15 protein-coding genes are annotated in these 15,188 nt (G+C 73.9%); 7 read left to right on the top strand and 8 right to left on the bottom strand.

What is annotated here, in order from left to right:
* Nucleotides 1-197: 197 nt before the first annotated feature.
* Nucleotides 198-1,460: a serine hydrolase domain-containing protein gene (locus tag ACIRBX_RS00280; RefSeq protein ID WP_402292817.1), complete on the bottom strand. Its 1,263-nt coding sequence runs from the start codon at nucleotides 1,458-1,460 to the stop codon at nucleotides 198-200.
* Nucleotides 1,461-1,771: 311 nt separating this feature from the next.
* Here ACIRBX_RS00280 and ACIRBX_RS00275 point away from each other — a divergent pair, with 311 nt between their 5' ends.
* Entirely contained in the window at nucleotides 1,772-2,224 is a 453-nt protein-coding gene (locus tag ACIRBX_RS00275) for a VOC family protein (protein ID WP_402292816.1), read from the top strand.
* Between the two features lie 31 nt (nucleotides 2,225-2,255).
* Entirely contained in the window at nucleotides 2,256-2,690 is a 435-nt protein-coding gene (locus ACIRBX_RS00270) for a DUF6210 family protein (RefSeq protein ID WP_402292815.1), read from the top strand.
* 71 nt (nucleotides 2,691-2,761) lie between these two features.
* Here ACIRBX_RS00270 and ACIRBX_RS00265 read toward each other — a convergent pair whose 3' ends face one another.
* Nucleotides 2,762-3,973: an MFS transporter gene (locus ACIRBX_RS00265; RefSeq protein ID WP_402292814.1), complete on the bottom strand. Its 1,212-nt coding sequence runs from the start codon at nucleotides 3,971-3,973 to the stop codon at nucleotides 2,762-2,764.
* Nucleotides 3,974-4,245: 272 nt separating this feature from the next.
* A complete protein-coding gene (locus ACIRBX_RS00260; RefSeq protein ID WP_402292813.1) occupies nucleotides 4,246-4,551 on the bottom strand; it encodes a hypothetical protein in 306 nt (101 codons plus the stop codon).
* 226 nt (nucleotides 4,552-4,777) lie between these two features.
* Between ACIRBX_RS00260 and ACIRBX_RS00255 the strand changes: the two genes are divergently transcribed.
* Entirely contained in the window at nucleotides 4,778-5,125 is a 348-nt protein-coding gene (locus ACIRBX_RS00255; RefSeq protein ID WP_402292812.1) for a hypothetical protein, read from the top strand.
* Nucleotides 5,126-5,173: 48 nt separating this feature from the next.
* Here the strand turns inward: ACIRBX_RS00255 and ACIRBX_RS00250 are convergent, their stop codons facing one another.
* The 3 genes from ACIRBX_RS00250 to ACIRBX_RS00240 form a co-directional block, all read right to left on the bottom strand.
* Nucleotides 5,174-5,530: a hypothetical protein gene (locus tag ACIRBX_RS00250; protein WP_402292811.1), complete on the bottom strand. Its 357-nt coding sequence runs from the start codon at nucleotides 5,528-5,530 to the stop codon at nucleotides 5,174-5,176.
* 102 nt (nucleotides 5,531-5,632) lie between these two features.
* Nucleotides 5,633-6,334, bottom strand: a complete 702-nt coding sequence (locus ACIRBX_RS00245; protein ID WP_402292810.1) for a response regulator — start codon at nucleotides 6,332-6,334, stop codon at nucleotides 5,633-5,635.
* Nucleotides 6,331-7,527 (bottom strand): sensor histidine kinase, encoded by a 1,197-nt coding sequence (locus tag ACIRBX_RS00240; RefSeq protein ID WP_402292809.1) that lies wholly within the window; start codon nucleotides 7,525-7,527, stop codon nucleotides 6,331-6,333. Before ACIRBX_RS00240 ends, ACIRBX_RS00245 begins: the two co-directional genes overlap by 4 nt.
* Before the next feature lie 263 nt (nucleotides 7,528-7,790).
* Here ACIRBX_RS00240 and ACIRBX_RS00235 point away from each other — a divergent pair, with 263 nt between their 5' ends.
* The 3 genes from ACIRBX_RS00235 to ACIRBX_RS00225 all read left to right on the top strand — a co-directional run bounded on the left by ACIRBX_RS00235 (nucleotide 7,791) and on the right by ACIRBX_RS00225 (nucleotide 10,504).
* Nucleotides 7,791-9,023 carry an alpha/beta hydrolase family protein gene (locus ACIRBX_RS00235; protein WP_402292808.1) on the top strand — a complete coding sequence of 411 codons (1,233 nt, stop codon included), beginning with the start codon at nucleotides 7,791-7,793 and terminating at the stop codon, nucleotides 9,021-9,023.
* 196 nt (nucleotides 9,024-9,219) lie between these two features.
* Nucleotides 9,220-9,519, top strand: a complete 300-nt coding sequence (locus tag ACIRBX_RS00230) for a DUF4193 domain-containing protein (RefSeq protein WP_402292807.1) — start codon at nucleotides 9,220-9,222, stop codon at nucleotides 9,517-9,519.
* A gap of 499 nt (nucleotides 9,520-10,018) precedes the next feature.
* The gene (locus ACIRBX_RS00225) at nucleotides 10,019-10,504 is read left to right on the top strand and encodes a hypothetical protein (RefSeq protein WP_402292806.1); all 486 of its coding nucleotides are present in this window, start codon (nucleotides 10,019-10,021) and stop codon (nucleotides 10,502-10,504) included.
* 511 nt (nucleotides 10,505-11,015) lie between these two features.
* On the opposite strand, the gene ACIRBX_RS00220 is transcribed toward ACIRBX_RS00225, so the two are convergent.
* Nucleotides 11,016-11,579 carry a YceI family protein gene (locus tag ACIRBX_RS00220; protein WP_402292805.1) on the bottom strand — a complete coding sequence of 188 codons (564 nt, stop codon included), beginning with the start codon at nucleotides 11,577-11,579 and terminating at the stop codon, nucleotides 11,016-11,018.
* Nucleotides 11,580-12,131: 552 nt separating this feature from the next.
* On the bottom strand, nucleotides 12,132-13,619 hold the full coding sequence (locus ACIRBX_RS00215; protein WP_402292804.1) for an MFS transporter: 1,488 nt from the start codon (nucleotides 13,617-13,619) through the stop codon (nucleotides 12,132-12,134).
* A 1,234-nt stretch (nucleotides 13,620-14,853) separates the two neighbouring features.
* Here ACIRBX_RS00215 and ACIRBX_RS00210 point away from each other — a divergent pair.
* A complete protein-coding gene (locus tag ACIRBX_RS00210) occupies nucleotides 14,854-15,024 on the top strand; it encodes a hydrophobic protein (protein ID WP_402292803.1) in 171 nt (56 codons plus the stop codon).
* Nucleotides 15,025-15,188: the final 164 nt, after the last annotated feature.

Below are 15,188 nucleotides of genomic sequence, written 5' to 3'. Positions count from 1 at the left end.
CGGGACCTCCCGGTCCACCACCGTTCCGGCGGACGGGAGTTCACCGTGGCCGACGTGCCGACGTGCCGGTGCTCCGGGGCTGCGACGACCTCGTCGTGCCCGGTCGGGACTCGATGACCACCTTGCGTCGGCCCCGCCCGTTCGCTCGCCCCGGGACGATCCCTGAGGCTCCGTCAGGGCGGCGTCGTGCGCCGCGATCAGCGCGGGGTGACCAGCAGGTCCGGCCCGGTGCTGGGCGGCGTCCACGGCGCCGTGCCGCGTGCGGCCGGCCGCTGCTCGTCGCAGAGCGTCTTGACGATCAGCGAGCCGATGGCGGGCCCGCTCGCCGAGTCGTCCGTGCCGACGAACGGGTTGTGCGAGAGCGCGAACTGCCGCTTCCCGTCGCGGCTGCCGAGCAGCAGCGTGCTCCAGCCGGGCAGTCCGCCGTCGTGGCCCCAGGCCGGCTCGCAGCTCGGACCGAGGTCGATCCGGAGCACGCCGAGCCCGTAGCTGCCGCCCGGGGTGCCGGTCGGCACGGTGGTGGTCAGATCCGCCATCTGGGCCGGGCGCAGCAGCTTGCCGCCGAACAGCGCGGCGTGGAAGCGGTTCAGGTCGGCGGTGGTGGAGATGCCGTTGCCGGCCGAGTCCACCACGCTCGGGTTGAACCGGGTGATGTCGGCCGGTCCGGCGGGCATGGCCAGGTAGGCGTGCGCGGACGGTCCGCCGAGCCCGGTCTGTGAGGTGGGGAAGAGGGTGTCGTGCAGGCCGAGCGGCTCGACGATGCGCCGCTCCGTCTCGCGCTGCCAGCTGCGGCCGGTGACCTTCTGGATGATCATCCCGGCCAGCACGTAGTTGGTGTTGGAGTACTTCCAGCCCTGCCCCGGCGGGAAGTACGGCGCGTGCTCGGCCGCTACCGCGACCAACTGCCGGGCGCGGTGGTCCTGGTAGCGCCAGCGGCCGTAGGCGTAGTCCTCCAGCTCGGCCTCGTCGTTCACCAGGAAGCGGTCGTCCTCGGTGAAGTTGTACAGGCCGCTGGTGTGGTTCAGCAGCTGCCGCACGGTGATGGCCGCGCCGTTCGGCACCACGCCCGGCAGGTAGCGCTCCACCGGGTCGTCCAGCCGCAGCCGGCGCTCCCCGGCCAGCTGGAGTACCACCGTGGCCACGAAGGTCTTGGTCACGCTCCCGATCCGGAACCGGCCGTCCGCCCGGGCCGGCCGGCCGCTGCCCAGCTCCGCCACCCCGACCGCACCGCGCCAGGTGGAGCGCCCGATCCGGATCTCCGCCAGCGCGGCGGTCATCCCGCCGTGCTCCACTAACTCCCGCAGCTCCTGCTGCCCTTCGACCCGGGCCCGCCGCTCCGCCTCGGTCCCCGCCAGGTCCACCGCCCCGGCGGTCGGGGCGACCGCCACCACGCTCGCCCCCGCCAGGGCCACGGCGGCGAGCCGTACCCCGATCCGCCGCCGCTTGCCGATCCCACCCATGACGTTCCTCTCCCCGGTCCGCCTCCCGGCCCGGAGTACCACCCTCGCACCGCCCCCGGTGCCGGACGTCCCCCTCCGGGGGTGGACCGGCCCGGCTGCGAGGACTACGCTGACGGCACGTCAAATCCTCCCCAAGACCATTGACTTGAGCCGTCGAGTGACAGACAATTCGGCGCTGTTCGTTCCCTTGCCCGGGCGGCGCGGCGGATGGATGGCGGGACCGACGGCGCATCGGTGCCGATTCCCTCCGCGCCCACCGGCCCGGCCACCCCCGGTCGGGTGCGGCCGATGCCCCCGGCTACCGTGACCCGATGACCACGCCGCACCCGCAGGCGCGTCCGGCCCACGGCGCCCTGCACCACGTCGAACTCTGGGTCCCCGACCTCTCCCGCGCCGTGAGGTCGTTCGGCTGGTTGCTGGAGGCCCTCGGCCACACCGTCCACCAGGACTGGCCGCTCGGCCGCAGCTGGCTGAGCGGCTCCACCTACCTGGTGGTCGAGCAGTCCCCGGCGCTCAGTGCCGGTCATCACGACCGCCACCGCCCGGGCCTCAACCACCTGGCCTTCCACGTCCGCGACCGCGCCACCGTGGACGCCCTCACCGCCGAGGCCCCCGAGCACGGGTGGCACCTGCTCTTCCCGCGCCGCCACCCGTACGCCGGGGGCCCGTCGCACTACGCGGCCTACCTGGCGAACGAGGACGCCTTCGAGATCGAGCTCGTCGCTCTCCCCGAGGCCACGGCCACCGGACCGCAAACCCGTTGAGCCCGCAGCGGTGGCCCGGGAGACTGGCGCCATGAGCCCCCGACGCCACGTAGCCCTCGATCCCGACGGCATGAGCGCCGGTGGCTGGCTGTTCGTGGTGGTCGAAGCGGGCACCAGGGTCGTCTACCACCAGCAGTACGGCGTTGTTACGTGCCGACAGGGGCAGGTCGAAGGCTTTCTGGTGCCGCTGCACGGGCCCGAGCAACTGGCCGCCCTGCGCGAGCTGTTCGAGGGGCACTTCGGGGGCGCCGGCACGTGGGGGTACCGGTGGCCGGAGGGCGATGCCGAGGGCGGCCGGCTGCGGGCGGCCGTCGAGGCCGTGCAGTACTGGGCGTCCGACGGGACGGTCGAGGCTCCGTACCCCCTGCGGTTGGACGAGAGCCGGATCGGTGAGGCTGACGAGGCGTGGTTGCCGGTCGTCACGCCGGACGGTCCGGGGGTGTTGGTGTGGTTCAACTCCGACTGACCCGGCGGCGCCGCTGACCGTCCGTCAGGCCCGCTGCCCTGACGGCCGGGCCCGTCGCCCCCCCGGGAGGCTCAGGTGGGGGAGTCGGTGCGGACCGAGCGCATCCGGACCGCCGCGTACACGCAGCCCGCGAGGGCGAGGTCGGAGAGCAGCATGAAGCCGATCGAGTAGCTGCCCTCGGCGCTGTAGATCGCGCCCATCACCAGCGGCGGCACGAAGCCCCCGAGCCCGCCGACCGCGCCGACGATGCCCGTCACGCTGCCGACCTGGGCCGGCGGGGTGACCTGGGAGACGAGGGCGAAGACCGCGCCGCTGCTGGTGCCGAGCCCGGCCGCCATCAGCAGGAAGGCGATGGTGCCGACGGGTGCCAGTGCCGGGTCGAAGGCCTGGACGATCGCGAACAGCGCGGTGAGGGCGAGCGACCAGGCGGTGACCACGGCGGCGTGCACGCGGTCCGACAGCCAGCCGCCGATGGGGCGGAACACCACCGTCACCAGGGCGAAGCCGGCCGCCCGGGTGCCCGCGTCGGTGGGCGAGAGCTCGTACCAGGTCTTCAGGTAGGTCGGCAGGTAGACGCCGAACGCGACGATGCCGCCGAACCCGATCGCGTAGAGGGCCGAGAGCTCCCAGGTGACCCGGAGCCTTCCCGCCGCCGCCAGCCGGGCGGTGAGCGGGGCGGTCGGCACCGCCCGGCCGGGCCGGTCGCGGACGAGGAGCAGGGCGAGCACCACGTAGACGGCGAGGGCCACCGCCAGCACGGTGAAGGGCAGGTTCTCGCCGTGCTTCCACAGCCGGGGGGTGAAGTACCCGGACAGGGCCACCCCGCCCATGCCCATGCCGAACACGCCGACGCCCAGGCCGCGCTTGTGCGGCGGGAACCAGGAGTTCACCAACGGCACGCCGATCGCGAATGTGGTGCCGCCCAGCCCCAGCAGGAAGCCGACGGCCAGCAGAGCCCCGTACGAACTCCGGGCCGGGATCAGCAGCAGCACCGGAATGATCGTCAGACCCGAGACCAGCGGGAACATCAGCCGCGCCCCGAACCGGTCGGTCAGCGCTCCGACCGGCACCCGCCCGAGCGAGCCGACCAGCACCGGCACCGCGACCAGCAGGGACTGGGCGAACGAGGACATGTGCAGGGTCTTGTCGAACTCACCGGCCAGCGGTGCGATCAGGTTCCACGCCCAGAAGGTGAGGGTGAAGCCGACGGTCGCCGTCACGAGGTTCACGTACGCGGCGGTCGAGACCCGCTCCCGCTCCTGCGCATTGCCTGCCGCTGCCACTGCGGGCCCCTCTCCGTCGGCCGTGCTGACGGTCCATCAGAGCAGTGGCCCCCGCCCGGGGGAGGGCAGCGCCGCGCCCGCGGGTGCCGGTCTCCGCCGAACGGAGCAGCGGCGGCCGGTCCGGTCGCGGTTCAGGCCCGGAGGGCGGCGGTGACCAGCCGGGCGAGCCGGCGGGGGAGGTCGCGCGGGAGTGTGGGGTGCGGGGCTGCCGGGTGCCTCGCCGCAGTCCGCACTGCGGCGGGGCACCCGACCGTCGTTCCGGTGCCCGGCCGTCAGGCGCAGGGTGCTGCCGAGCCCACCTGCCGTCCGTTCCCCGGGACGGTGGCGCCGATCTGACGCGGCGCCAACCCCGGCTGCACGGCGTCGCCCTCGACGGTGCAGGTCGACGTGCCGCACGGCACCTGGACCCTGATCCAGTGGCCCTCGTAGAACACCTCGACCCAGCAGGTCTGCGCCGAGGCGGGCGCGGCGCCGATCGAGACCAGCCCGGCCGAGGCCAGGGCGGCTGCGAGCGCGAGGCCGGCCCAGCGGCTCGACCGGCGCTGCCCGGAACGGGAGGAACCCACGTACTTCGTCATGCGACCACTCCTCGGAGAACGCTGTCCACGGTCCGGGCCGGCCACCTGTCCGTCCGGCCCGGCACGACCCTCGCAGCAGCCCGCACCGAACCGGCACCGTCCCGGCATCGCACCGGCACCACGTCCCCGGGCACGTCCCGCCCGCGTTGCGCCGACCGGGCCACGTCACCCGACCGCCCGGCGGGCCGTCCGCCCCACCGCCGCCACCGGCGCCTACGCTCCCGCCGTGTCCTCCACCCTCGCCCCCGCCGCGACCTGCACCGACGCCGCCGAAGCGCCCGAAGGGCCCGCGCTGCACCCGGACTTCGTGATGCCGGTCCCCGCCCCGTACGACGCCGACTGCCCCCGCGCGTCGCTGGCCGCCGCCGCGTGGTGGTGCGACGAGATCGGGGCCCAGGCCCGGCGGGCGTACCCGGCCGACGAGCAGTGGCTGCAACGCGCCTGCTACCCGGGCCCGGTGCCCGGCGTCCCGCTGGCGCAGTACGACGGCAGCCTCTGGCCGCCGGTGCTCCTGGAGCGCCTGCACGAGCTGCGCCGGGCCGCCCGCTTCTTCCCTCCGGCGGAGTCCTCCTGACGGCGTGCGTCCTGCCGTCGCCCGGACCCCGGAAGCCGTGGACGGTGCCTACGACCCCGAGGCAGCACCGTCCCGTTCGGCGAGGAACCCGTCGAGCAGCTCGAAGAGCACCTGGAGAAGGTGTGCTTCCTGATCCGGCGTCAGGTCCCGGCCGGCTTCCTCGTCCGGCAGGGCGATCTGCCGGACCTGGGCCTGCCAGACGAGGTTGCCGGCGGCCTGATGGTTCGCCATGAGCCATTCGCGCCAGCCGTCCAGCCCCGGCCCGCCGTGCCGTCGCGCCGCCTGGTCGTAGCCCACCAGGAAGGCGGCCACGCTGCTGAAGGACGGACGGCCGACGTACAGGCCGGTCCGCCGGGACAACAGGGCGAAGTACTCGCGCTCGCTCAGATCGGTCAGATTCGTCACCTCGGAATTCTGCCGTCCCGGCTCCCGGCTGTCGACGAGCGAAGGTCGGCCGCGGTGGGCGCCTGACGGTACGGACGTGCGCGGGTCGACGGCCGTCCGCGCCTATCCGGGGCGGACGAGACCGGATTCGTAGGCGAAGATCACCGCCTGTACCCGATCCCGCAGCTGCAGTTTGGCCATGACCCGGCCGAGGTGCTTCTTCACCGTCGGTTCCGCGAGACCGAGGGTGGTGGCGAGTTCGGAGTTGGTCAGGCCGTGGGCGGCTCCCAGCAGGACCTCGCGTTCGCGGGCGGTCAGGGCGCTCAGCGGCCCCGCGCCGGTCCCGCCGTTTGCGTCGTCCGTGCCGCCCCCGCCGCCTGCGTGGTGGCCGGTGGTGGGAAGCCCGTGGGCGTAGCGGTCCAGCAGCCGCCGGGTGATCCGGGGGGAGAGTACGGCGTCGCCCCGGGCCACGTCGCGGATCGCCCGCAGCAGTTCCTCCGGCCGGCTGTTCTTCAGCAGGAAGCCGGACGCCCCGGCCCGCAGCGCGTCGAAGGCGTAGTCGTCCAGGTCGAAGGTCGTGAGCACCAGGACCCGCGCCTCGGGTGCCTCGCGCAGCAGCCGCCGGGTCGCCTCGATGCCGTCGGTGCCCGGCATCCGCACGTCCATCAGCACCACGTCCGGCCGCAACCGCCGTGCCAGCTCCACCGCTGCCGCCCCGTCGGCTGCCTCCCCGACCGGCTCCATGTCCGGTTCGGCGCGCAGGATCATGCCGAAGGCCAGCCGCAGCAGCTCCTCGTCGTCCACCAGCAGCACCCGGACGCTCACGGCGTGCCCCCGGGATCCAGCCGGGCGAAGACCCGCCAGCCGCCGCCCGGCCGCGGGCCAGCCTCCAGCTCCCCGCCGAACGCCGCGGTGCGCTCGCGCATCCCCGCCAGACCCCGGCCGGTCCCGCCCGTGCCCGGTCCTCTGCGCCCGGTGGCCTGGCCGTCGTCGGTCACCTCGACCGTGACCTCCGCCGGTGCACAGGTCACCCGCACCTCGGCCCGCGTCCCCTGCGGCGCGTGGCGGAGCACGTTGGTCAGTGACTCCTGGACGATCCGATGCACCGTCAGCTGGGCTGCGGCCGGCACCCCGGCGCTCTCGCCGTCCACCCGCAGGCGGGTCACCAGGCCGGCCGCCTGCGTGCGTTCGCACAGCGCGGCGAGTTGCCCGATCCCCGGTGGCGACCGCCGGTCATCCCCGGGCCCCGCGTCGAAGCCCGCTCCGGTGTGGGGAGGGGTGTCCTGGAGCAGGCCGAGTGCCCGCCGCATGTCGGTCAGGGCCTGCCGCCCGGTCTCCGCGATCCGGGCCGTCACGGCGCGGGCGTCGTCCGGCCGCGCGTGCCCGAGCGCGTCCGCCAGCGCCACCACCACCGACAGACCGTGGGTCACGCTGTCGTGCAACTCCCTTGCCATCCGTGCGCGTTCCTCCTCCACCGCCCGGCGTTCCCGCTCGTCGCGGTCCCGTACCAGCCATGCCAGCCGCTGTGCCCGCGCGGCCCGCCGGATCCGGGCGTTCGCCCCGAGCAGTGCGCTCGCGACCACCGCCGCCGTCATCGCGGCGCCCGAGGCGAGGAAGCGCCCCTCGGGTGCCCAGCGCGCCGCGGCCAGCACCGCCCCGGCCACCGCCACCGCAGCCGCCACCCACCCCGACCGCGACGGAGCCCGCGCGGTCACCGTCCCGAGGGCGACCAGCAACGCCGCATCGGCCGGCAGTTGGACACCCAGCAGCCACTGCACGAGCGCCGCAGCCGCGATCACCCCGAACACGGCCCGGGGCGCCCGCCGCCGCCACACCAGCGGCAGCACCAGAGCACACTGCAACGCGAAGCCCCGACCGTCCGCCACCCGCCCCGGCCCGAGCGTCACCACGAACAGGGCCGCCGCGAGTAGGGCGTCCGCCACCAACGGCGGCACCCGCGCAGGCAGTTGGGTGAGCGCACCTGCCAGGCCCGTCCGCAGCCCACCGGCCTCGGCCATCGTGCCCCTCCTCGCGTTCACGTCGTCCGGCGGTCGTCGCCGCAGGCCCACGCTAGGGCTCCGCGCCCGCAGGGGCGTCCGCCCACCGGCGGAGACCGGGGGAGACTCCGGGATACCGGGGCCTCCTCCGCGCGGAGGAGCGGACCCGCCCCGGGGCGACCCGCGCCCACCCGCGCGATCGTCCCCGGGCAGGGCGCCCCCGTACCCCCGGCGACGGGACCCTGGTGGCGACCTCGCATCCGCCCCACCGAAGGAGCCCGCCCATGCCCCCGACCCGCCGCGTCCTGCTCGGCACGCTCGGCGCCGCCGCGCTCACCACCCTGGCCGCCGCCCCTGCCCGGGGACACGGCCCCGGGTCCGTCCCTCGCCCGCCCATCCCGCTGCGCCTGCCCGCGCCGACCGGGCCCTGGCCGATCGGTACCGTCGCCCTGCACCTGGTCGACCGCAGCCGCCCCGACCCCTTGCTTCCCGGCAAGCCCTACCGGGAGCTGATGGCCACCCTCTGGTACCCGGCGCAGCCCGGTGCCGGAGAGCCCGTGGCTCGCTGGCTGCCCCCCGCTGCGGCGGCCGACTGGGACACGTACTCCGCACCGGCTCTCGGCGTCCCGACCGGTGCCGTCGACTGGCGGGGGATCAGGACCCACGCCCGCACCGGCGCGCCCGTCGCCCGCCGTGCCGGCCGGCTGCCCGTGATCCTGTTCTCCTCCGGCGACGGCGGCTCGCGTGCCCTCGGCACCGCCTTGGTCGAGGAACTGGCGAGCCGTGGCCACCTCGTGGTCGCCCTCGACTCCACCTACGAGACCGAGCAGGTCGAGTTCCCCGGCGGCCGGGTCGAACGCGCCCTCCCGCTCCCCGACGACCTCACCCCGGACGTCATCGCCGCGCTGCTCGCCCGGCACTCCGAGGCCCGCCTCGCCGACGCCCGCTTCGTCCTCGGCACACTCGACGCCCTCGCTCGCGGCGACCGCCCCGGTGCCGTCACCGGTCCTCTCCCGGACGGTCTCGCCGAAGCCGCCGACCCTGGCCGGACCGGCGTGCTCGGGCAGTCCCTCGGCGGCTCCGTCGCGGCCCAGCTCGCCCACGACGAACCTGGTGTCCGCGCGGCGGCCGACCTCGACGGCGCCCTCCTCGGACCCGTCGCCACCAGCGGTCTCGCCAAGCCCTTCCTGCTGATGGCCTCCGGGGCCAAGACCCTGCAGAACGAACCGAGTTGGGCCACCTGCTGGGCGGCCTCCACCGGCCCCCGGCACGCCCTGCGACTGCGCGACGCGGCCCACGGCTCGTACACCGACCTCCAGGTCCTCCTGCCCCGGATCGCCCGCCACCTCCGACTCCCCGACGTGGCCGCACTCATCGGCACCATCGACCCCTGCCGCTCCCTGGCCGCCCAACGCACCGCCGTCGCCGCTTTCTTCGCCCGGTACCTGGCGGGGCGGCCCACCAGCTTCCTCGATCGGCCCGGCGACGACTGGCCGGAGCTGGACGTCCTGCGCTGAGCCGCCCCGCCCGGGCCCCTGCCCTCCGGCAGCGGGCGCAGGCTGCCGGGGGCGTCTGTGGGTGGTCGGCCGTTCCGCCCGCCCCGTCTCGGTTACACTCCGCACACCGTCCGGTACCGGACTCGGCGCGGGCCGGGGCGCGGATTCCGCGAACCGGCCCGGGCCAGTGTTTCTCGATGACAAGGACCCCTTTTCTGTGGCAACCGATTACGACGCTCCGCGCAAGGGCGATGACGACAGTTCGACCGACAGCATCGAGGAGCTGAAGGCCCACCGCAGTGACAAGTCGGCCTCCAGCATCGATGCCCTGGACGTGCTCGAGTCGGCCGACGGCGTGGAGCTGCCTGGTGCCGACCTGTCGGGGGAGGAGCTCACCGTCGCGGTGCAGCCGATGATGAGTGACGAGTTTACCTGCGTCAGCTGCTTCCTCGTCCACCACCGCAGCAGGCTCGCCCGGTACAAGAACGACCAGCCGATCTGCCGGGACTGCGACTGAGTGACCCACGGGCGGCGGCGGCCCGGTCGGCCGGGGCGCGGCGGAGGACGGGACGGCCCACGGGCCGTCCCGTCGCGGTGTCCGGCCCCGGTGCGCGGCGTCCTGGAGAGCCGGGCGTGGCGGCGCAACCGCGCCCGGTTCCACCCTCAGGGAGACGGCCTCGGACCGAGCGCCGCCGACCTCGCCGTCGAGGAGATGACGATCCGTCAGGTGGAGGCGGCCCGGAAGCGCCGCCGCGCGGCCGCACCCGGCGCGCCCACCGAACCCGCAGGGCACCGTGCCGGCCCGGTGGCGGAGGGGGTCGGAGGAGGACGGCCGGCCGGACACCGCCGAGCGACGTGGCGCCCGGGGCTCGTCCTCCGGGTGCTCAGGCCGTTCTGGCGAAGAGTCCGAGTCCATCAGGCAGAGGACCGAACTCGGGCCATTGCCTGACGCCCGGCACCGGCCGGATCCAGCCGCGAGGGAGGACGGTCAGAGGCAGGTACTAGCGTCTGCGGCCATGGCCGACATCTACGAACTCACGCTCGCACTGGACCTCGACGAACTGTCGGAGGAGGAACTCGCCGAGCTCCGATGGCACCTCGGTCTCGGCCCCAGGCCGGAGACCCTTCGCATCGTGACGGAGTTTCCGAACGCGTACCACGACGATGACGGCCACCTCGTCATCGAGGACGAACCCCGGCCCCTTCTGGCCGGCCACGGCGAGGCCTTCAAGATCGACGGCGCGCTCGTCTCGGTGCTCCTTCGCCGAGAGCGCACCACCTGGTTCGGCGTGTGGGCCCTCACCAGCCGGCAGGAGATCCACCCGGACGACTTCGACCTGACGGGCCGGCTGCTCGGCTGGCTCGCGACCAAGGCCGGCGACAGCCGTCGGAACACCGTCGGCGGTGCGGACATCGTGGACCTGGGGAGCATCCGGTTCTACGAATCACGTCGGCCGGTGCCGCTGGTGGTGCGTGATGGCGTCGTCATCTGGCGGCCGTAGCGGCCATCTCTTACCAAGTTGTCCCCGCGAGCGCGGGGCGGACGCGCACCGCGCAGCACCGGGTTCGGCGCCGCACCTCGTGGCCGGCCACGGCATCCGGTGCGAGCAGGTGGTGGCCGGCCACCGGGTCGAGCGAGCGCCCGCGGGCCGTGGTGTGCGGGCACCTGGCGTCGATCCTCGGATGGCTCGGCTACAGGGAGGGCTTGGGCCGGCTGCCCTACGGACGCGCCACAGTGCAAGGTACTGCGTGGCCCGTTGACTGCCCGTCAGCCGCTGCCGTCGTACGGCGGGCCGTTGCCACGGCGGGCCGCCGCACCAAGGAGGACCCGATGAGTCCTCAGCCCGGACTCGCCCCCCACCGGAACCCGTCGGCCATCACCGCCTCCGTCAGGGTGTCCGGGGTCGCGGCGCAGATCCTGCCGGAGCCGGCCGGGCGACAACCTCGGGGGCGTACGGTCCTGAGGCTGTCGCCGAGCGATCGGGGCTGTGCAGTCCGGGCGTGGTGGGTCTGTCAGCTCTGCTTGATCGCGGAGACGTCGAACTCGAGGACGACCTTGTCTCCGACCAGGACGCCGCCGCCTTCGAGGGCGGCGTTCCAGGTCACGCCGAACTCCTTGCGGGAGATGGTCACCTGGCCTTCCAACCCGACGCGCAGGTTGCCGTACGGGTCGACGGCGTTGCCGGTGTACTCGAAGTCGATGGTGACCGGCTTGGTGGTCTCCTTGATGGTGAGGTCGCCGGTGACCCGGTAGTCAGTGTCGGATTTCCGCTCGACCTTGGTGGTGCGGAAGGTGATGTCGGGGAAGTTCGGTGCGTCCAGGAAGTCGTTGGTGCGCAGGTGCTGATCGCGCTGTTCGACGCCGGTGTCGATGCTCTCGGTCTTGATGACCACCTGGGCGGTGGACTTGGACGGGTCGGTCCCGTCGAGGTGTGCGGTGCCCTCGAACTGGTGGAACGCGCCGCGGACCTTGGTGACCATCGCGTGGCGGGCGACGAAGCCGATGCGGGTGTGGGTGGGGTCGAGGACGTAGTCCCCGGTGAGCTCGGCAAGGCCGATGCCAGTCGTCGTGGTCAAGGCTTCTCCCGGTTGGCTCGGGATCCCGGCGGTCCGCCCGGATCGCTCACGAAGCACGGTAGGGCGAGGCGGACATCTGACCGGACCGACGCGCGGGACCACCGGAAGTTGCACCCGACCGGGGAGCTCGTGCGGATCGCCGGCCCGCAACCGCCCCCTGGCCCCGGCGGGCCACAGTGCTCGGTCGCCGCATCCTCGGTGGAGGCGCAGATCCTGCGGGAGCCGGCCGCAGTGCTCGGCCGGACGCCGGAGAAGCCGTCGATCGAGCACGTCGCCGGTGTCCTTCCGGCCCCTACCGGGCCGCTTGAGTCCGGTGGACCGGGCGTTGTTCGACCTCATCTCCACACCGCCACCAGCCCGCCCCGCGCCTGACGGCGCGTCGGACGGCGCGTCGGACGGGATTCCACCCGCAGCCGTGTCCCTCGCCTGCGGGGGACACGGCTGCGGTCACCTGCCGGCCGTCACCACTCAGCCGTACCGCGAAGGCGCAGGGGCAGCAGTGCTCGATCCGGTTCGAGGATCTCCCGTCCGAGACGCTCCGCCACGGCGTGGTCAGCGCTTGGCCGTGGGCTCGGCAACCTGACTGAGCGGGGCCGCGATGGACTCCAGACTCCGGCGTTCCGCCTTCACCCCGATCGCGGCCTCGACCAGGCCGGCAGCCGCCATCAGGCCGGCGCCGATGCAGAACGCGAGTGAGGCGTCTCCCACCTGGCCGCTGCTCACCAGGCCGTTGAACAGCAGCGGACCGGAGATGCCGCCGGCCGCTGTGCCCACCGCGTAGAAGAACGCGATGCACATCGCCCGGGTCTCCAGCGGGAAGATCTCGCTGACCGTCAGATAGGCCGCGCTGGCGCCCGCGGAGGCGAGGAACAGCACCGCGGTCCAGCAGGCGGTCATCGTGGTGGCGTCCAGCGAGCCGCGCTGGAACAGCCAGGCGGTGCCGAACAGGAGGACACCGGAGCCGATGTACGTGCCGGCGATCATCGGACGGCGGCCGACCGAGTCGAAGAGGTGGCCGAGCAGCAGCGGGCCGAGGAAGTTGCCGACCGCGATCACCGCGAAGTAGTAGCCGGTGTCGCCGGCCGGGACGTCGAAGAACCCGGTCAGGATCGCGGCGTAGCCGAAGGTGACCGAGTTGTAGAGGAACGACTGCCCGATGAACAGGGACAGGCCCAGGATCGTGCGCCGCGGATAGGTCGTCACCAGGGTGCGGGCGATGGTGACGAACCCGATCGGGCCGCGGTCGCGGATCCGGATCGGCGGCTCGTCCACCGGCGGCAGCGGCTTGCCGGTCTCCCGCTCGACGATCCGCTCGGCCTCCGCGACGATCTCCTCTGCCTCCTCCCCGCGGCCGTGGGTGAACAGCCAGCGCGGGCTCTCCGGGACGTGCCGGCGCACCAGCAGGATCACCAGGCCCAGCACCACGCCGATCCCGAACGCGAGCCGCCAGCCGACGTCGGTCGCGAACAGCGAGGTGTTCAGCAGCGCGATCGAGGCGAACGCGCCCAGGGCGGCGCCGATCCAGAAACTGCCGTTGACGATCAGGTCGATCCGGCCGCGGACCCGGGCCGGGATCAGCTCGTCGATCGCCGAGTTGATCGCCGCGTACTCGCCGCCGATGCCGAATCCGGTGAAGAACCGGCAGAGGAAGAAGAACCAGGCCGTCCACGACAGCGCGGTGACCGCCGTCGCCGCCAGGTACACCGCCAAGGTGATCATGAACAGCTTCTTGCGGCCCAGCCGGTCGGTCAGCCAGCCGAAGAACAGCGCGCCGCAGCAGGCGCCCGCCACGTACAGCGCGGCGGCCACCGTGGTGACCTGGGCGGTACTGATCGCGATGCCGCTGCCGGGCTCGGCGAGCCGGGCGGCCAGGTTGCCGACCACGGTGACTTCCAGGCCGTCCAGGATCCACACCGTGCCTAGACCGATCAGGATCCGCCAGTGCCACGGCGACCACGGCAGCCGGTCGAGCCGGCCCGGCACATCCGTCTCGACCGGGGCCGGGCCAGGACCGGCGGTTCGGCGTTGTGATGAGGACATCGCGGCCTCCGTCCAGCGGACGCGCACCCGGTGCCTCCGGGCGCCGCCCAGGCGTGTGCCCGGCCAAGCTGCGGGCACACGCGTCGGCGCCCAGGCGCTGCCGCCCGGCGAGTTTTCCGCCCGCCTACCTGCGCGCGGCCACCAGGCCGAGGGCGGCACCGGCACGGACAGCTCCATCGGGGTGGCGTCGCAGGAGTAGCCGAGGAGAAGCAGTGTGGAGGCTCGCAGAGCCAGGGCGCTGCCGCGATCGCCACCGACTGACAGTGCGGCGCGCAGTGCAGCAGGAACCGTGCCTGCGCTGTCGAACCCGGTCACGCTCTCCCCTGAGGTGCACTCGTCGAACAGCGGCCACGGTGCCGCAGTCCCCTCGTCGTCGGCTGCGCAATTCCGCTGGTCCCGGCGGAGGCAAGCAGCGCCCGTGCTCGCTGCCGACGCCGCCCGGACTCCGGTTGTCCTCTGGGCGGGGGGAGACTGGCCGGTCCGTGCTCCTTGCGCGTGGCCCGTCCACACCCCTTGCGAGGGGCCCTGCATGACCGATCGTCAGTTCCCTGCCACCCGGCTTGCCGAGGAGGTCGCCCATGCCGCAGCCTTCGCCGGGTCGGTGGAGCATCTGCCGGCGCGGTACCGGCGGGAGGGCCGTACGTCGAGCATGCCCGCCCGTACCTGCGGTGCCCTGACCGCCGCCGACTTGGCCGACACGCCCGCCGGGCGCCCGGTCGCAGTCGAGGCCCACCTCTGGGACTGCGGCCCCGGTGCAAGGTCGCGCTCGGCAAGGCCGGGCTGCTCGTCCACGGCACGGCGGAGTGCCGCGACGGCGCCGTCACCCTCGTCGCCACGCGCCTGACCCCGCTCGCCCCCGCCCCAGCCCCGCCGGCCGGGACTTCCGATGACCACCAGGCCACACCGGAAGAGCCCATCCGCCCAGGCCACAGCCCGAACTCCGACACCCGGCCCCACCGGTGCGCTCACCGCAAGCAGACCCGGGCCCGGTCGGTAGGCTCGGGAATCGTGCACCGAACGCCGCGTCCGGTAGCAAGCGCCCACCCGGCTGTTGCCGGACCCGGACCACCGAATGCTCGGTGGCACCTCCGTGCGGACCACCTGGCACCAGCCCGCACCGTTCGCGGACCTGCGGGTACGACGGTCGCCTGCCCACCACCAGTGGGAACATTCGTGTGAATAGTCCTCGTGGGCCGGGGCAGCCGGAGCTCTGACACAGACTCTGGAGGTCACGATGGTTCCCCTTCTTCTCGTCCTGCTGCTCGCCCTGCTGCTGTTCGGGGCGGGCTTCGCGCTGAAGGCCCTGTGGTGGGTCGCGATCATCGTGCTGGTGGTGTGGCTGGTCGGGTTCGTGGCCCGCGGTACCGGGGCCTCGGGCAGCCGGGGCCGCTGGTACCGCTGGTAGCAGCAGGCCCGAATCCACCGCCGGCGCCGGCCGGATCGAGCGGGGGGGGGGCCCCCGGGGGCCCCCCCCCCCCGCCGCGCCGCGCCCCCCCCCCCCCCGCGGCGCCAAGAACCCCGCCAGAGCGGGGCCAAAACGGGGGTGGGGGGGGGGGCCGGCCCCCCGCC

The organism is Kitasatospora sp. NPDC096147, from assembly GCF_044763225.1.
Classification (GTDB): Bacteria; Actinomycetota; Actinomycetes; order Streptomycetales; family Streptomycetaceae; genus Kitasatospora.
This window is presented reverse-complemented; position numbering and strand designations above follow the sequence as displayed.

Excerpts from the sequence above, each read along its gene's own strand:
- ACIRBX_RS00280 (WP_402292817.1), bottom strand. The coding sequence starts at position 1,460 with ATGGGTGGGATCGGCAAGCGGCGGCGGATCGGGGTACGGCTCGCCGCC.
- ACIRBX_RS00275 (WP_402292816.1), top strand. The coding sequence starts at position 1,772 with ATGACCACGCCGCACCCGCAGGCGCGTCCGGCCCACGGCGCCCTGCAC.
- ACIRBX_RS00270 (WP_402292815.1), top strand. The coding sequence starts at position 2,256 with ATGAGCCCCCGACGCCACGTAGCCCTCGATCCCGACGGCATGAGCGCC.
- ACIRBX_RS00260 (WP_402292813.1), bottom strand. The coding sequence starts at position 4,551 with ATGACGAAGTACGTGGGTTCCTCCCGTTCCGGGCAGCGCCGGTCGAGC.
- ACIRBX_RS00240 (WP_402292809.1), bottom strand. The coding sequence starts at position 7,527 with ATGGCCGAGGCCGGTGGGCTGCGGACGGGCCTGGCAGGTGCGCTCACC.
- ACIRBX_RS00235 (WP_402292808.1), top strand. The coding sequence starts at position 7,791 with ATGCCCCCGACCCGCCGCGTCCTGCTCGGCACGCTCGGCGCCGCCGCG.
- ACIRBX_RS00225 (WP_402292806.1), top strand. The coding sequence starts at position 10,019 with ATGGCCGACATCTACGAACTCACGCTCGCACTGGACCTCGACGAACTG.
- ACIRBX_RS00215 (WP_402292804.1), bottom strand. The coding sequence starts at position 13,619 with ATGTCCTCATCACAACGCCGAACCGCCGGTCCTGGCCCGGCCCCGGTC.
- ACIRBX_RS00210 (WP_402292803.1), top strand. The coding sequence starts at position 14,854 with ATGGTTCCCCTTCTTCTCGTCCTGCTGCTCGCCCTGCTGCTGTTCGGG.